At 61.5% G+C, this 16,259-nt stretch carries 14 protein-coding genes; all 14 read left to right on the plus strand.

What is annotated here, in order from left to right; genetic code table 11:
- The first annotated feature begins 1 nt into the window (after nucleotide 1).
- The 14 genes from murD (at nucleotide 2) to CD351_RS06190 (ending at nucleotide 16,243) form a co-directional block, all read left to right on the plus strand.
- A complete protein-coding gene (gene murD, locus CD351_RS06125; RefSeq protein ID WP_111991781.1) occupies nucleotides 2-1,384 on the plus strand; it encodes a UDP-N-acetylmuramoyl-L-alanine--D-glutamate ligase in 1,383 nt (460 codons plus the stop codon).
- Nucleotides 1,381-2,589 carry an FtsW/RodA/SpoVE family cell cycle protein gene (locus tag CD351_RS06130; protein WP_111991782.1) on the plus strand — a complete coding sequence of 403 codons (1,209 nt, stop codon included), beginning with the start codon at nucleotides 1,381-1,383 and terminating at the stop codon, nucleotides 2,587-2,589. Before murD ends, CD351_RS06130 begins: the two co-directional genes overlap by 4 nt.
- Entirely contained in the window at nucleotides 2,586-3,797 is a 1,212-nt protein-coding gene (murG, locus tag CD351_RS06135) for an undecaprenyldiphospho-muramoylpentapeptide beta-N-acetylglucosaminyltransferase (RefSeq protein WP_111991783.1), read from the plus strand. The genes CD351_RS06130 and murG overlap by 4 nt, the downstream gene beginning before the upstream one ends.
- Nucleotides 3,794-5,242 (plus strand): UDP-N-acetylmuramate--L-alanine ligase, encoded by a 1,449-nt coding sequence (gene murC, locus CD351_RS06140; protein ID WP_111991784.1) that lies wholly within the window; start codon nucleotides 3,794-3,796, stop codon nucleotides 5,240-5,242. Before murG ends, murC begins: the two co-directional genes overlap by 4 nt.
- Nucleotides 5,239-6,213: a UDP-N-acetylmuramate dehydrogenase gene (gene murB / locus CD351_RS06145; protein ID WP_199797907.1), complete on the plus strand. Its 975-nt coding sequence runs from the start codon at nucleotides 5,239-5,241 to the stop codon at nucleotides 6,211-6,213. The genes murC and murB overlap by 4 nt, the downstream gene beginning before the upstream one ends.
- Nucleotides 6,210-7,181 (plus strand): D-alanine--D-alanine ligase, encoded by a 972-nt coding sequence (locus CD351_RS06150; protein WP_111991785.1) that lies wholly within the window; start codon nucleotides 6,210-6,212, stop codon nucleotides 7,179-7,181. Before murB ends, CD351_RS06150 begins: the two co-directional genes overlap by 4 nt.
- Nucleotides 7,174-8,097, plus strand: coding sequence for a cell division protein FtsQ/DivIB (locus CD351_RS06155; RefSeq protein ID WP_111991786.1), 924 nt, complete (start codon nucleotides 7,174-7,176; stop codon nucleotides 8,095-8,097). Before CD351_RS06150 ends, CD351_RS06155 begins: the two co-directional genes overlap by 8 nt.
- The gene (ftsA, locus tag CD351_RS06160; protein ID WP_111991787.1) at nucleotides 8,097-9,419 is read left to right on the plus strand and encodes a cell division protein FtsA; all 1,323 of its coding nucleotides are present in this window, start codon (nucleotides 8,097-8,099) and stop codon (nucleotides 9,417-9,419) included. Before CD351_RS06155 ends, ftsA begins: the two co-directional genes overlap by 1 nt.
- A 225-nt stretch (nucleotides 9,420-9,644) precedes the next feature.
- Nucleotides 9,645-11,240 carry a cell division protein FtsZ gene (gene ftsZ, locus CD351_RS06165; RefSeq protein WP_111991788.1) on the plus strand — a complete coding sequence of 532 codons (1,596 nt, stop codon included), beginning with the start codon at nucleotides 9,645-9,647 and terminating at the stop codon, nucleotides 11,238-11,240.
- 102 nt (nucleotides 11,241-11,342) lie between these two features.
- Nucleotides 11,343-12,689: an SPOR domain-containing protein gene (locus tag CD351_RS06170; RefSeq protein ID WP_234027254.1), complete on the plus strand. Its 1,347-nt coding sequence runs from the start codon at nucleotides 11,343-11,345 to the stop codon at nucleotides 12,687-12,689.
- 156 nt (nucleotides 12,690-12,845) lie between these two features.
- Nucleotides 12,846-13,352 carry a YbjN domain-containing protein gene (locus CD351_RS06175; protein ID WP_111993622.1) on the plus strand — a complete coding sequence of 169 codons (507 nt, stop codon included), beginning with the start codon at nucleotides 12,846-12,848 and terminating at the stop codon, nucleotides 13,350-13,352.
- A 29-nt stretch (nucleotides 13,353-13,381) separates the two neighbouring features.
- A complete protein-coding gene (locus CD351_RS06180) occupies nucleotides 13,382-14,191 on the plus strand; it encodes a pyrroline-5-carboxylate reductase (protein ID WP_111991790.1) in 810 nt (269 codons plus the stop codon).
- 149 nt (nucleotides 14,192-14,340) lie between these two features.
- The gene (locus CD351_RS06185; RefSeq protein ID WP_111991791.1) at nucleotides 14,341-15,099 is read left to right on the plus strand and encodes a Bax inhibitor-1/YccA family protein; all 759 of its coding nucleotides are present in this window, start codon (nucleotides 14,341-14,343) and stop codon (nucleotides 15,097-15,099) included.
- A 202-nt stretch (nucleotides 15,100-15,301) separates the two neighbouring features.
- Nucleotides 15,302-16,243, plus strand: a complete 942-nt coding sequence (locus CD351_RS06190; protein WP_234027255.1) for a hypothetical protein — start codon at nucleotides 15,302-15,304, stop codon at nucleotides 16,241-16,243.
- The last annotated feature ends 16 nt before the right edge of the window (nucleotides 16,244-16,259 follow it).

Genomic DNA, 16,259 nt, shown 5'->3' on the forward strand with positions numbered 1-16,259 from the left:
CGTGATCACCTCATCCGCCTTTTCCGGCCAACGCTTTGCAATCCTGGGCCTTGCGCGCTCCGGGGCGGCAGCGGCTGAGGCCCTGTTGGCGAGTGGGGCGCAGTTGACGGTCTGGGACCGGCAGGATGTGGCGCGCACCCCGTTCGAGGGGCGTTGCGAGATCGCGGATCCACTGGAAATGGACCTCTCGGGCTTCGATGCGCTCGTCGTATCGCCGGGTGTGCCGCTCAACACCCACCCGATCGCCGGTCATGCCGCGAAGCACGGCGTTCCGATCATCGGCGATATTGAGCTGTTCGCCCGCGCCCGGTCACAGCTGCTGCCGCACAAGGTGGTCGGCATCACCGGGACCAACGGCAAATCGACGACCGTGGCGCTGGTCCATCACATTTTGAAGATGGCCGGCATCCCGTCGCTTCTCGGCGGAAATATTGGAGAGCCGATCATGGCTCAGGAACCGCTCGCGCCCGGAGAGAATGGCGAGGGCGTCTATGTGCTCGAGCTGTCGAGCTACCAGATCGACCTTACCACCAGCCTTGATTGCGATGCCGCCGCGCTCACGAATATCACGCCCGACCACCTTGACCGGTATGACGGCTTTGCCGCCTATGCTGCCGCGAAGGAACGGTTGTTCTTCATGCAGTCGGCGCGAAACCTTGCCGTCTTCGGAACGCTCAAGGAACCGGTGGGCGCAATCTATCGTCGCCAGCTTGAGCTTCGCGGTGAAGATCGCGCGGTGGCTGCCGATCTTGACGCGCTGCGGGAGCGGCAAGGCGAATGGCCCAGCCTCCAGGGGCCGCATAATCTTGAAAACGTGGCCGTGGCTGTCGCTATCGTCGAGGAACTGGGCGTAACCGAGGCGCAGTGGCAACACGCCCTGCCTCGCTTCAGAGGTCTACCGCATCGCATGGAAATCGTGTGCGAAGAGGACGGCATTCTCTTCATCAACGACAGCAAGGCAACCAACACCGATGCGAGCGCCCCGGCGCTTGTCGCTTTCCCGCGCTGCGACGGTGGCAAGGCGCGCATTCACTGGATCGTCGGCGGACTTGCGAAGGAAGACGGGCTTGGCAAGTGCGCCGAGCATCTGGAAGACATTGCTGCCGTCTATACCGTTGGTGAAGCAGGGCCACGTTTTGCCGACCTTCTCGAAGGCCGGGTTCCGCGCGTTGAACGGTGCGAGCTTGTGAGCGAGGCTGTTCGCCGTGCGAAGGAGACCGCTACCGAGGGAGATGTCGTCCTGTTTTCGCCTGCTTGCGCGAGCTTCGACCAGTTTCGCGACTACGAAAAGCGCGGCGAGCATTTTCGGCAGTTGGTCGGCGTGATCGCTGATTGCGACGTCGATTGCTCGGCAGCATGGTCGGCAAAGGACAGTGCACTATGAGCGGCGCCTTCATCCCCACGCGCGGCGATGCAAAGTTTCACGCGCCGGTGCCGCAGAACCGGGGTTTTGCCGATCGGGTGCGGATCTGGTGGCGCGAGATTGACAAGTGGCTTCTGGGCATGGTGCTGTTGCTCATGGCGCTCGGCACGGTCGCGGTCGCGGCCGCTTCACCAGCGGCGGGGCGTCAATATCAGGTCGCCGAATTCGCGTTCTTTCAAAAGCACGTGATCTTTCAGGTTCTCGGCATAGGCGTGATGCTGTTCGTATCGCTTGCGAGCCGCGATAACGCGCGGCGCATGGGTATCGTGATGGCGGTCGTCATGCTGGGCCTGATGCTGCTTGTCCCCGTGATCGGGGTCGAAGTGAATGGAGCGAGGCGCTGGATCAATCTCGGCATGCGCCTGCAACCGAGCGAATTTCTGAAGCCCGGCTTTGCCATCCTGCTTGCGTGGATGCTTTCATGGCGCCTGCGCGATCCGAGCTTGCCGGTGGTCGCCTATGCTACGCTCACCATGGCGCTCGTCGCTGCGCTTCTGATGCTTCAACCCAACCTTGGCGCGACGATCCTGTTCGGCGGGGTCTGGTTCGTGCTCGTCCTCCTCTCGGGTGTCTCGCTTCAGCGGCTAGGTGCTCTGATCGCGGTGGGTGTGAGCGGTTTGACGGCTGCCTATTTCCTCTATGACAATGCGCGCTATCGCATCGACAGCTTCTTTGGCGGCGGCGTCGCATTCGACCAGGTCGATCTTGCGCAGCGCACGATCCTCAATGGCGGCTGGACTGGCACCGGCCTGTGGCTTGGGCGGCGCAAGATGAGCTTGCCCGAAGCGCACACCGATTACATCTTTTCGGTTATCGGCGAAGAATTTGGCCTGCTTATGTGCGCCTTGATCCTGCTTCTGTATGCCGCCATCGTTGCGCGTGTGCTGATAAGGATGGTGGACGAAGACAATCTGTTCGCACTTCTCGCAGGAGCGGGGCTGGTGTCGCTGATCGGGGGTCAGGCTTTCATCAACATGGCGGTCAACCTGCAGCTGTTTCCGTCCAAGGGCATGACCTTGCCGCTGGTAAGCTACGGGGGATCATCTACGCTCGCTGTGTGTTTCACTCTTGGGCTATTGCTCGCCATCACCCGCCGGAATCCGTTCCTTGAGCGCGAAAAGCCGGGATTGAAGAACCTGTTCGAGAGGAAGGAAGGCCGCGCATGAACAGCGAAACCGCGACAGGCGCGTCACGCCACTTTGTCCTTGCCGCAGGCGGCACCGGGGGGCACCTTATCCCGGCCTTTGCACTGGCCGAGGAACTGCACCAGCGCGGCCACCACGTCGCTCTCATCACCGATGATCGCGGGGCCAACATTCCGGGCAAGCCCGATTATCTGACAGCACATGTTCTGCCTGCGGGCCGTTTCGGCAAGAACCCGCTCAAGTGGATTGGCGGTATCCGCGCAGTGCTCGAAGGGCGCAACATGGCGCTGCGCCTGTTCGAAAGCTTCGAGCCGTCTGCCGTGATCGGCTTTGGCGGCTATCCCGCTTTGCCAGCTTTGCTCGCCGCGACCTCCGCCGACATCCCAAGCGTCGTCCATGAGCAGAATGCGGTGCTTGGCCGAGTGAACCGGCTGCTAGCTGGCCGGGTGGAAGCGATTGCGACCTCTTATCCCGATGTTGCCCGGCTCAAACCGAAGTTCGCGGGTAAAGTCCATCTGGTCGGCAATCCCGTCCGCGAAGAGGTACTGGCGCTGCGCGATGAGGATTTTCCTGCCTTTACCGAAGAAGGCTTGCTGCGCGTTCTCATTACCGGCGGCAGCCAGGGCGCAAGCGTGCTTTCCGAGGTCGTTCCCGATGGCCTCGCCATGTTGCCCCCTGCGCTTTGCCAGCGCCTTCAGGTGACGCAGCAGTGCAGGCCCGAAGACGTTGACGCCGTGCGCGAACGCTATGCGAGCCACGACATCCCGGCAGAGCTCGGCACCTATTTTGAAGACATGCATGAACGCCTCGCAGGAACGCACCTCTTTATCGGACGTGCGGGCGCATCGACCATTGCCGAACTTACCGCAGTAGGCCGCCCGGCAATCCTCGTGCCATTGCCAATCGCAACCGACGACCATCAGGCCGCCAATACGCGCGAGATCGTGAAGGCAGGCGGGGCACGGATGATCCGGCAGGCGAATTTCACACCCAAGGAACTGGCAAAGCAGATACAGGCACTTGCTCAAAAGCCCGACAGCCTTTCAAACGCTGCACATGGCGCGTGGAATTGCGGTCGGCCCAAGGCTGCGCGGGATCTTGCCGACCTCGTTGAAAGCTTTGGCGGAGTGGACCTGATGGACGTAATCCGCGTGGGCGAACACAACACGCGCGGCGCATCACAGGAAGCTCCCGTCGCCAAGCCGGCAACGAAGGACCGCGCAGCATGAAGGGCGTTGGCACCGACATAGGCGTCATCCATTTCGTCGGTATCGGCGGGATCGGTATGTCCGGCATTGCCGAAGTCATGCACAATCTCGGTTACACAGTGCAGGGCTCCGACATCAAGGAAAGCCCGGTGATCGAGCGCCTGCGCGAACAGGGTATTTCGGTTCGCATCGGGCACGAGAAAGAGAACGTCGAAGGCGCTGCCGTGGTCGTGACGTCGAGCGCGGTGCGCCGGACCAATCCCGAAGTCGCTCACGCGCTTGAAAACCGCACGCCTGTCGTCCGCCGGGCGGAGATGCTGGCCGAGCTCATGCGCCTTAAATCGACCGTCGCGGTCGCGGGCACGCACGGCAAGACAACAACCACCAGCATGATTGCCAGCCTGCTCGATTGCGGCGAGATCGATCCAACGGTGATCAATGGCGGCATTATTGAGCAATATGGCTCAAACGCGCGCATGGGCGGCAGTGACTGGATGGTGGTCGAGGCCGACGAAAGCGACGGCAGCTTCCTGCGGCTCGACGGCACGATCGCGGTCGTTACCAATATCGACCCCGAACATCTCGACCATTACGGCGATTTTGACGGGGTGAAGAAGGCATTTGTCGAGTTCATTCACAACGTGCCATTTTATGGCGCGGCAATCCTCTGCGTCGATCACCCCGAAGTTCAGGCGGTGATCGGCGATGTGCGCGACCGCAAGGTCGTCACATATGGTTTCTCGCTTCAGGCCGACATTTGCGGGGTCAACGTCCGCCCTACCGAAAGCGGCAACACGTTCGACGTAATCGTGCGCCAGCGAGGAGAGGAGGACCGCCGGATCGAGGGCGTGCACCTTCCCATGCCGGGTCGCCACAATGTGCAGAACGCGCTCGCAGCGATAGCGGTAGCGATCGAGATGGGTTGTTCTGACGAGACCATCTGCAACGGCTTTGGCAGTTTTAGCGGGGTCCGCCGGCGCTTCACCAAGGTTGGCACTGTGCCGTTTCCGACCGGCCACGCTACGATCATCGACGATTACGCCCACCACCCTGTCGAAATCCGCGCCGTGCTTGGCGCAGCGCGCGAAGCGACCGAGGCGGCAGGGGTGGAAGGCCGCGTGATCGCGGTCATGCAGCCGCACCGCTACACACGCCTCAACGATTTGATGGACGACTTTCAGAACTGCTTCAACGAGGCCGATATGGTGTTCGTCACGCCTGTCTACGAAGCAGGCGAAGAGCCGATCGAAGGCGTGAGCTCCGAAAGCCTCGTCGCGGGCCTTAAGTCGCGAGGGCACCGATCGGCGCGCACGATAGAGGATCATGATGGCCTTGCGGCAACACTCGCCGAGGAATTGCGCGAAGGCGACATGGTCGTGTGCCTCGGCGCGGGGGATATCACCCGCTGGGCGGCTACCCTTGCCGAAGCGATTGAATCACAACGGCCAAAGAACAGGGGCGCATGAACGAAATGGTGCAACCGGGCGACTGGTACGACATGGACGATGGCTCCGCTCCGACAAGCTCGGTCGAGGGATCGGCTGGCGGCGTGGTTCCGACCGATGATATTCGCGGCACACTGACCAAGGATGCGCCGCTGGAGAAGCATGTCTGGTTTCAGAGCGGAGGCAAGGCCGACTGGCTGTTTGAGCCCGCTGATGTCGACGATCTGAAAAGCTTTCTCGACCGGCTGGACAGGCAGATGCCCGTGATGGCGCTGGGCGTGGGTTCCAACATGATCATCCGAGATGGCGGTGTGCCCGGCGTGGTCATCAAGCTGGGTAAACCGTTCATGGACGTTGAGATCACTGGAGACACCACGCTGAAAGCCGGTGCGGCGACCCCGGTCAGCATGGTCGCACGCCGCGCCGCGAAGGCCGGGATCGACGGGCTGTCCTTCTATGTCGGCATTCCCGGCTCGGTTGGCGGCGTCACCCGCATGAATGGCGGATGCTATGGGCGCGAGACCTGCCAGGTGTTGACCGATTGCGATGTGCTGATGCCCGATGGCGAGTTGGTGACGCTTACCAACGCGGATCTGCAGTATTCCTACCGCCATTCCGCGCTACCCGATGGCGCGGTGGTGGTCGAAGTCCGCTTCGAAGGCTTCCCCGGCGATCCCGACACGATCAAGGAGGAGATGGACCGCATCTCCTCGCAGCGGAAGGATTCGCAACCCATCGGTTCGCGCACGGGCGGCTCGACCTTCAAGAACCCCGATGGCCACTCTAGCTGGAAGCTGATCGATGATGCCGGCCTTCGCGGCTTCAAACATGGCGGCGCGATGGTGTCTGAAAAGCACTGCAACTTTCTGATCAACACCGGCGATGCCACCAGCTCCGATATCGAGGGGCTGGGCGAACTGGTGCGCGAGAAAGTCTACGCCAATTCGGGCATCCAGCTCGAATGGGAGATCAAGCGAGTTGGTAGGCCGTGAGCGACGCCGCGCCCCTCCATGTCGCGGTCCTGATGGGCGGCTGGGCGAATGAGCGTGAGGTTTCTCTGATGTCCGGCGCAGGTGTGTCCGATGCGCTTGAAATGAACGGCCACCGCGTCACTCAGATCGACATGGGCCGCGACGTTGCGCAGCGTATCGCCGAGATAAAGCCTGACGTCGTGTTCAACGCGCTTCACGGAGTGCCGGGCGAAGATGGCAGCGTTCAGGGCATGCTCGACCTCATGGGCCTGCCCTACACCCATTCGGGAATGGCGACCTCGGTTATTGCCATCGACAAGCAGCTGACCAAGCAGGCGCTGATCCCGCATGGCGTTCCTTTTCCGGGCGGACGGATAGTGGCGACGAAGGACATTTTCGAGCGCGATCCGCTTCCGCGCCCTTACGTTCTCAAACCCGTTAATGAAGGGTCTAGCGTCGGCGTCGCCATTGTTACGGAAGACTCCAACGTGGGCAACCCGATCAATCGCGACGCGCTCGGACCGTGGCAGCAATTCGACCGGCTTCTCGCCGAGCCCTTCATCAAGGGGCGTGAGCTTACCACTGCCGTGATCGACAGCGCTGATGGGCCGCGCGCGCTTGGCGTGACCGAACTCGTTATCGAGCACGGCTTTTACGACTACGAGCACAAATACACCGAAGGACGCACCCAGCATGTGTGCCCCGCCGACATCCCCGCCGAAATCGCTGCCTTGTGCGAGGACTACGCGATCCGTGCGCACACGGTGCTCGGCTGCCACGGCACCAGCCGCACGGATTTCCGCTGGGACGACGAGGCAGGCGAGGATGGCCTTTTCGTCCTCGAAACCAACACGCAGCCGGGCATGACGCCGCTCAGCCTCGTCCCCGAGCAGGCCAAGCATGCCGGTATCAGCTACCCCGAACTCGTCAAACTGATTGTTCGCGAGGCCCTCAGGGTTCACGCCGCGAAAGGAGGCGCAGATGGCTAAGATCAAGCGTTCGAGCGGCAAGGGCGTTCGCCGTGCTGCAAAGTCGCAAAGCCGAGCAGCAGGCGCACGCCGCGCAAAGGCCAGGACCAGCGGCTTCGTCGACAGCGCGATGGGCGTGCTGCCGTTTTCCGAAGAACAGTGGAGCACGATCTGGCTCACGGTGATCATCGGCGGTGCGGTCTGCATTGCATTTGTCATCGCTAACCTTGCAGGCGTGCCTGCCATGGCACAGGCGCAGGTTGCCGCCATGGCGTCCGACGCTGGCTTCGAGGTCAAGCGTGTGCGTGTCACCGGCACAGACCGCATGGACGAACAGGCCGTCTACGCCATCGCGCTCGCTCATCGCGACCGGCCTATGCCCGAAGTCGAGCTTGAGGCGCTGCGCGAGCAACTCAAGACGCAGCTTCCATGGGTGAAGGACGCGCGGGTGTCGCTCCAGCTGCCCTCGACGCTAGCCATTGATATTGTCGAGCGCACCCCTCATGCGGTGTTGCAAAAGCCGGATCGCCTGATGCTTATCGACCTTGAAGGCGCTGAACTTGAGCCGATTGCCCGCGAGGATGCTGGTGAGATGTTGCAAATTTCCGGCCCCGGCGCCGCGCAACAGGTCGCGCCGCTCGGTCAGCTTCTCGCAGCAGCCCCCGCGCTTCAGCCCCAGGTCGAGACTGCCGAATGGGTCGGCAATCGCCGCTGGAACCTGACTTTCAAGAGCGGGCAGGTGCTTGCACTTCCCGAAGGCGCGGAAACGTCGGCCAAGGCGCTGGTCAAATTCGCGCGCATGGACGGACAGAACCGCCTCATTGGCGGTGAAGTCGCGACTTTCGACATGCGTTCGCCGCCGCGCATTTATATGCGTGTGCCCGGCCGGGCCGATGCAATTGAACTGGCTGCCAATTCGTCTGCGGAGTCGCAGTGATGGCCTCCAAGCCCTCCGCTAAAGCTTCCGGTCGCCTCGCCAAGATTTTCGGCGCGGTGAATGTCGGCTCTTTCCGCATCTCGGCGATGATCATGGGCGAAACCGAAACCGGCGACCTTGTGGTTCTGGGTTCGGGACATCGTGCCAGCGCGGGGGTCAAGCGCGGCTATGTGACCGATATGAAGGCCGCGACCTACGCCATCCGCGATGCGGTTGAGCGTGCTGAGAAGAATGCGGGAACCAGCATTCAAAGCGTTTGGATCGCCTGTGCCGGGGCAGGGCTCAAAAGCTCTGTCAGCAAGGTCGAAATCGAGATCGGCGGTCGCCGGATCGAGGAAGAGGACATCGAGCACCTGCTGATTGAAGCGCAGGGCATGATCGAACCGGACGGGCGCAGCGTGCTTCACGCCATCCCTGCGCACTACACGCTTGATGGAGCGCATGGCGTCGCCAATCCGCGCGGTCTCCATGCAGAGCGGCTGGGTGTCGATATTCATGTCATGCTCGCCGATGGTGCGCCGGTTCGCAATCTGATGGAAGCTGTTCAGAACGCTCATCTCGAAGTCGAGGCCGTCGTCGCGACTCCGCTTGCCTGCGGATATGCCTGCCTGACCGAGGAGGAGCGCGAACTGGGCGTGGCGCTGGTGGAGATCGGCGCGGACGTTACCAATGTTTCGGTCTTTGCGGCAGGAATGCTGCTTGGCCTTCGCGCGATACCGATGGGATCGGGCGATATTACGGATGCGGTCGCGAGCGCTTTCGGGATCCGCCGGTTCCAGGCCGAGCGGCTGAAATGCGTTTCGGGTTCGGCCATTGCATCGCCTTCCGATCACCGCGAGATGATCCCCGTCCACGGTCCGAACGAGGGTCCTGGCGAAGCAGGTTCACCTCAGGCACGCGGTGCGGATGACAAGAACCGCATCCCGCGCGCAGAGCTTATCTCCGTCATCACGCAAAGCCAGTCGCAGTTGACGACAGAGATCGGAAAGGCCTTGAAACAAATGGGCTTTTCGGGGCCGCGCGCAGGTCAAGTTGTCATCACCGGCGGCGGCGCGGAGCTCGCTGGGTTGGCCGAATTCACGCAAAGCGCGCTCGCCATGCCAGTGCGAATTGGCCGCGCACCCACGCTCACAGGCCTTCCTGAAGCGCATGCGACACCGGGCTTTGCTGGCCTTGCAGGGCTGTGCCTTTATGCGGCGGAAGACCCGGTCGACATTCGCGCGATTGGAGCGCGCTATACCAGAACACGCGACTTTGGAGGGTCACTTGATCCCTTTATGGGTATTGCCCGTTTATGGAGAGCGCTGCGCGAGAATTTCTGAAACATGCGTCTTGCGGGCCTCGAATTAAGGCCAAGCGGGATTCAACTTGCGCGCGAGTTGGTATAGGAACGTTATTAACCGCCTGTGGATAAGGAAATGTGCGGTATAACTAGCCCATGACTATTATGTCACAGACGGTATGACGCCGCGGAAACTGGGCGAGACAGAACCTAAAACGGGCCCCCTAATGCGATATCTGACGGGGCGTCTGGAGGAATAAAAGCGATGAGCATCAATATCGGACCGGCAGCCACTGAAGAACTGCGCCCCCGCATCATGGTTGTGGGGATCGGCGGAGCAGGCGGCAATGCGATCGCCAACATGATCTCTACCGAGATCGAAGGCGTCGACTTCATCGTCGCGAACACCGACGCGCAGGCGCTGAGCCAGTCGCCCGCTGAAAAGCGCATCCAGCTAGGCCCGGATATCACCGGGGGCCTTGGCGCAGGCGCGCGGCCCGAAGTGGGTAAGGCGGCAGCCGAGGAAACCGTTGCCGACATCGAGGAAGCGCTTGAAGGCGTGAACATGGTCTTTATCGCAGCCGGTATGGGCGGCGGTACCGGCACGGGCGCTGCTCCGGTCATTGCCGAGGCCGCACGGCGCAAGGGCGTGCTGACCGTTGGCGTCGTGACCAAGCCGTTCCTGTTCGAAGGCACCCGCCGGATGCGCGCTGCCGAAGCCGGCATCAACGAGCTGCAGTCGCATGTCGACACGCTGATCGTCATTCCCAACCAGAACCTTTTTCTCGTGGCCAAGCCTGAGACGACCTTCAAGGAAGCATTTCAGCTTGCCGATGAAGTGCTTCAGCAAGGCGTGCGTTCGATCACGGATCTGATTGTCAATCCGGGCCTCATCAACCTCGACTTTGCCGACATCCGCGCGGTGATGAGCGAGATGGGCAAGGCGATGATGGGAACCGGCGAAGGCGAGGGCGAAAACCGCGCACTCAACGCAGCCGAACAGGCGATTGCCAACCCGCTGCTCGATGGTGTTTCGATGCAGGGCGCGAAGGGCGTCATCATCTCGATCATTGGCGGCGAAGACATGACGCTGATGGAGCTCGACGAAGCGGCGAATTACATCCGCGACCTCGTCGATGAAGATGCAAACATCATCTGGGGCAGCGCATTCAACCCGGACATGTCGAACAAGATCCGCATCTCGGTCGTCGCGACCGGGATAGAGGCAGGCGCAAGCGGAGAGGCGCCGATGCCGCGTCCGGCTTCCCTGATGGAATCGCGCGCTCCCAAGCGTCCTGTCCTCGAACTCTCGGAAGAAACCGATGTCGAGGACGAGCTGGCTGAGGAAGAAGAGGCGCTCGATGCACCGGCCATTCCCGAAGGAATGCCAGAAGAAACGGATGAAACCGACGCAGGCGAAGCCGAACACGAAGACAGCGAGCCCTTCGATCTGACCGGCATGCAGGCCGGCGATGATATGGGTGATGAAGGCGACGACGTAGACGAGATCGTCGACCCTCTCGCAGGACTTCGCGGTGCCGAGGAAGACGATCAGGATGACCTGCTCGACAGCGCTGACAGGCTTGCCGAGGAAAACCGGCCCGTCCAACCCAGCTTCGGCCGATCAGGCGATGGCGGCGGATCTGGAGGCTCCGGTGGAGGCGGTCCGGCTGGCGGAAGCACCCTGTTCGAGCGCATGGCGAACCTCTCGCGCTCGTCTGGATCCGACGATGACCCCGACGATGAAGAAGACGAGGGCGAGGACATGAGCGGCGACGCGTCCGATGGAGGCGATGAGGACGGTGACGATGCACCTGCACTATCGATCCCGCGCTTCCTGGGGCGTCAGAACAACCAGTAACGGGCGCGCGACAGATCGGCTTGCCGAACAAGGCGAGCCGTTCGCCTCGCATTCAGCGAGAGACGGCTAGCGCGTTTGTGAGAATTCGCTAGCGACCCCTACGTGACACTGTTTACCAAAACTCTCAGTCTTTCGCTGATGGCTGCCGCGCTCGGCGCCGCTACAGCCTCGAACGCTCAGGATCCGACTTCGCGAGCGGTTGTCCAGCCCCTGCCTTCGCCCGAGGTGCAGCGGCTGAATCGCGCGCTGATGGAGCTCGCGCGTCGACCGCGCGATCTGCGCAGCCTTCTTGAAGCTGGCGAGGCATCGCTTGAGGTGGGCGATTATGATGCGGCAGCCGGATTCTATGGCCGCGCTGCCGATCTTGAGCCCAATGATGCGCGCGTGAAGCTTGGCCTTGGACGGGTGTATCTGCGCTCAGGCCGACCGCTCGAAGCGATTCAGCTGTTCAATGCGGCGAATGCTTCCGGTGCAAGTGCGCGGGACTTGCTTCCCGATCAGGCGCTCGCCTTCGATATGGTGGGTGATCAGGAGGCCGCGCAGGCGGCCTATCTGCGTTCGCTCGAACTCGCACCGCAGAACAGCGAGGTGCGCCGCAGGCTTGCGCTCAGCTATGCGATTTCAGGCGATGCCGACGGCTTCCAGACAACGCTCGCCCCACTGCTCGAAGAGCGCGATCCGGCTTCTTTCAGGGCGCGTGCGTTTGGCCTCGCTATCCTTGGGGAGCAGGAGCGGGCCGAAGGGATCGTCAATGCGACGATGCCGCGCGATCTTGCTGGCCGCATCAATCCCTACCTCTCCTTCATGCCGCGCCTTACCGCGTCGCAGCAGGCCGCAGCGGCCAATCTCGGCATTTTCCCGCGTGCAGCGGATATAGGCCGCGAGGATCCCCGCATTGCCCGCTTCGCTGCCGAAGGAGCAGTCGGATCGCTGCTGGAGCCTTCGGGGGAGCCTTTTGGCGCTCCGGTCGCGACGAATAGCACCCCTATAACGCAGCCAGTCGCGCAAGTCGTGCAAGCCGATCCGCCGGTTCCGGCGGCACGGACAGAAGACGTGGCTAACGCTTTTGCCGATATCGGCGAAGGCGAGCTCCCGGTTGATGTGGGATCGGGCGACGCAGTGGATATCGCTGCGATTGATGTCCCGCGCGAGGCGCCGCCAGCACCGGCCGCGCCTCAACACCCCCGCCGCATCTGGGTGCAGCTTGCGACAGGCCGCGATATCGATGCGCTCAAGTTCGACTGGCGCAGATTCCGGCGTCAGGCTCCCGAATTGCTTGGTGACTTCGAGCCTCACACGACCCCTTGGGGGCAGGCAAACCGCTTGCTCGCCGGTCCGGTTGCCGATCGCGCGGCTGCTCGTGAACTGGTCAATGCGCTTTCGGCCAAAGGGTTGGACACCTTTGCTTATACCAGCCCTGAAGGTACGGAAATTCAAGGACTTGATTAATCGAACCGGCTCATCCCCGGCTTTCTTTGCACAAGCTTTGAACAAGCGAGATCGGTTCTCCCCAGCGCTGCGCGAGGCGCGAATTGCCAAGGCCCAAGGTTAACGTGCATTCGTAAATCCGATGCACATGACCAAACCTTTCACGAGCGCATGGCGATGAGACCCCGCGAATCTGAATACAACGCCGAAGACGATGCGGCGCCGGTAGAGATGCTGGCCGCGCTCTTCGAAGCGCGAGGCTGGGACTGCGAAGTTGTCTCTGACGATGAGATGGTTGGCGAGGTCCAGGGGAGCTGGGCCAAGTACCAATTGCGCGCAATCTGGCGCAGCGCTGACAATGTGCTGCAGTTTCTTTGCCTTCCCGATATCCGGGTCAGCAAGGAAAAGAAGCACAGCGCCTTCGAATTGCTCAGCCTTGTCAATGAACAGGTGTGGCTCGGCCATTTCGACATCTGGTCGCAAGGCGACGTGCTGATCTATCGTCACGGCGTTTTGATGGGCGATGATGGCATGCTTTCGATCGCTCAGGCGCAGGCGCTGGTTGAAAACGCGATCGACGAATGCGACCGTTTCTACCCCGCATTTCAGTTCGTCCTGTGGGGAGACAAGACCCCGCAAGGCGCTCTTGAAGCCGCAATGGTTGACGCGGCGGGGGAGGCATAACCATGTGAGCCCCCAAAGGGGACTTACCTGTGTCAGAAATCAACCAACTTCTCATTATCGGCTGCGGAAACATGGGCGGAGCGATGCTCGCGGGCTGGCTCGCCGCCGGGGTCGATCCTTCGCGTTTTGCAATTCTCGATCCGGGCATGGAAGCAGCGCCCGAAGGCGTGACCCACTACCGCGAGCCTGCGCAGGCAGAGGCGGCCGGCACTCACGATGCTGTGCTGCTTGGCTTCAAGCCGCAGCAGCTTGGAATGCTTGCACCAGGACTTCAGGCACTGACGGGCAAAGGAGTGACGATCTATTCGTTGCTGGCCGGGCTCACGCTTGATCAGCTTAGGCAAGCTTTCCCGGCAGCATCGGCACATGTACGGGTGATGCCCAATCTTGCCTCGCGGATAAACAAGTCGCCGATCATTCTCCTTGAAAACGGCTTGGACGAAAGCCAGCGCGACGCGGCGTACGCGCATTTCGACCTGCTCGGCACGGCGGTATGGCTCGAGGAGGAGAGCAAGTTCGACCTCGTGACGGCCCTGGCTGGATCAGGCCCCGGTTTCGTTTATCGCTTCATCGATGCACTCGCCGAGGCGGCGCGCGATTTGGGTCTGGACAGTGAGCAGGCCACCAGTCTGGCGCTGTCGATGGTCGACGGCGCGTCTTCGCTCGCTGCCGGGGCCGATGTCTCTCCGGGAGAACTCGCCGATCGGGTTGCCAGCCCCGGCGGAATGACTCGCGAAGGGATGAATGTTCTCGATGCAGACAAGGCCCTCGTCAGGCTGTTGACGGAGACGCTGACCGCGACGCGCGACCGCGGTGCCGAGCTTTCGGCTGATGGTTAAGCAAGTTTTCGTTAATCATACCGTCCGGTAAAATGAACGACTTTCGTCGAATTGGGTCCGGTTTCGCTTGAAAAGCCACCCGAAAGCACCGATATTCCCCGACAGAGGCGCGTATTTTCGCGCCGGCTTTTGGACACAAGGGATCCATAATGGCTGATTGGAAAGACACACAGCGCACCACCCAGGGCTTCGGCTCGGTGCCGCGCGCAGGCGGCGATGTAGCCAGCCGCGCGTCTTATGACGAGGGCCTGCGTTCGTACATGCTCTCGATCTACAATTACATGGCATCGGGCGTATTGCTGACCGGCATCGTCGCGATCCTGTTTTCCTGGGGCGGCAACGAGTCCGCTGTCGCGTGGCTGTACATGAATGGCGGCCCGCTGCTGTGGATTATCAAGCTCGCACCGCTGGGCTTCATTCTCGCGATGACGTTCGGCCTTAACAAAATGAGCCAGGCGACGCTCCAGATCGTGTTCTGGGCCTTTGCAACCGTAATGGGCATGTCGATGTCGACGATCTTCCTGGTTTATACCGGTGAATCGATCGCAACGACGTTCTTCGCGACGGCTGCAGCCTTCGCGGGTTTGTCGCTGTTCGGCTACACCACTAAGAAGAACCTGTCGGGCTTCGGCAGCTTCCTGATCATGGGCGTTATCGGCCTGATCGTTGCGATGATCGTCAATTGGTTCCTGCAGTCGGAAGCAATGGCTTTCGTCATCAGCGGCCTCGGCGTGCTGATCTTCGCAGGCCTTACAGCCTATGACACGCAGCGCTTGAAGAACGACTACGAGTACCTTCGCGGTACCGAGTTCATGGGCAAGGCGGTAATCATGGGGGCGACCAGCCTCTACCTCGATTTCGTCAACATGTTCATGTTCTTGCTGCAGTTCCTGGGTAGCCGCGAATAAGCGCTGATCCCACACTAAACTGTTGATATAGTTGAATGCCCGGAGCCTAATCGTAGGCTTCGGGCATTTGCTTTGCCATACAGCGCAACTAACCCACGGCGTGTCCGTATTCGGTACGCATGCTTCAGCGCCCAGAAAGGCGAGTGACAGTATGATAGCGACGCGGTGCGAGGGGGCACACTTTATGAGAGGCGACTTTGGTATGAGCATTGAGAATGCGACGCGCGGCAAGATACGCGCACCGCTGAAGATAACCGCCGTGGCGACAATGGTCGCCATGCTCTCTGCCTGTGCGACAACGCCGCCACCACCGCCGCCACCCCCTCCGCCTCCGCCACCACCGCCTGTGGTCGAGCGCACGCCCTATCGTCCGCTTCCACCGGGCGGGGCAGCTTATGTGATGAACATCCCCGCCAGAAACATGGTCGGCCAGCGCGAGACCATCAATCGCGGGATCACTGACGACGAGAAAGTGTGGCACTTCCGCTCCGCGTGGAATGTGGCGGCGCTCAACTGCACATCGGCGCAGTACGAGCCGGTCCTGTCTGCCTACAGCGCGTATATCGCAGATTTTGCCCGGCCTCTTCGCCAGGTCAACGAGAGGATCGATCGCACATATCGCCAGGAAATGGGTGCTCGGCGCGCCGGAATTCTGGCTCGTGAAGAGCAGATGACCGCCGTCTACAATTTCTTCGCGCTGCCCCCGGCGCGCGCGCGTTTCTGCCGCGCGGCACTGGATATCTCGAACCGCTACAATGCTGCCCGGCCTAGCGATCCGGCTGCCTTTGCAATCGATAACTTTGCCTTGCTCGAAGCGCCATTTGACCTGTTCTTCGACGAGTATGAGCAGTACCAGCGCGCGTCTTACGAATGGGACGTGAAGTATGGCGACATGTTCGGACCTTCGCAGCCAGGCTGGGTCGCGGTGCAGGCTGCCAAGGCAAATGGCGTACCCGTTCCCGGACCGACCAGCGATCCTTCGGCAGTGCTCGCCAATCCGACAGCCGCTGCAGGCACGGTAACGGATCCGGAAACCGGAGTCGCAGTGCCTGTCATACCGGTTCAGGAAAATGTCGTTTCTCAACCGGTCGTCGAACCGGTGGCAACTGAACCGCCTGCGCCAGATGGCGGCTCTACACTCTGACAATTGGCAGCTTGCC

It is taken from the genome of Erythrobacter sp. KY5, assembly GCF_003264115.1.
Classification (GTDB): Bacteria; Pseudomonadota; Alphaproteobacteria; order Sphingomonadales; family Sphingomonadaceae; genus Erythrobacter.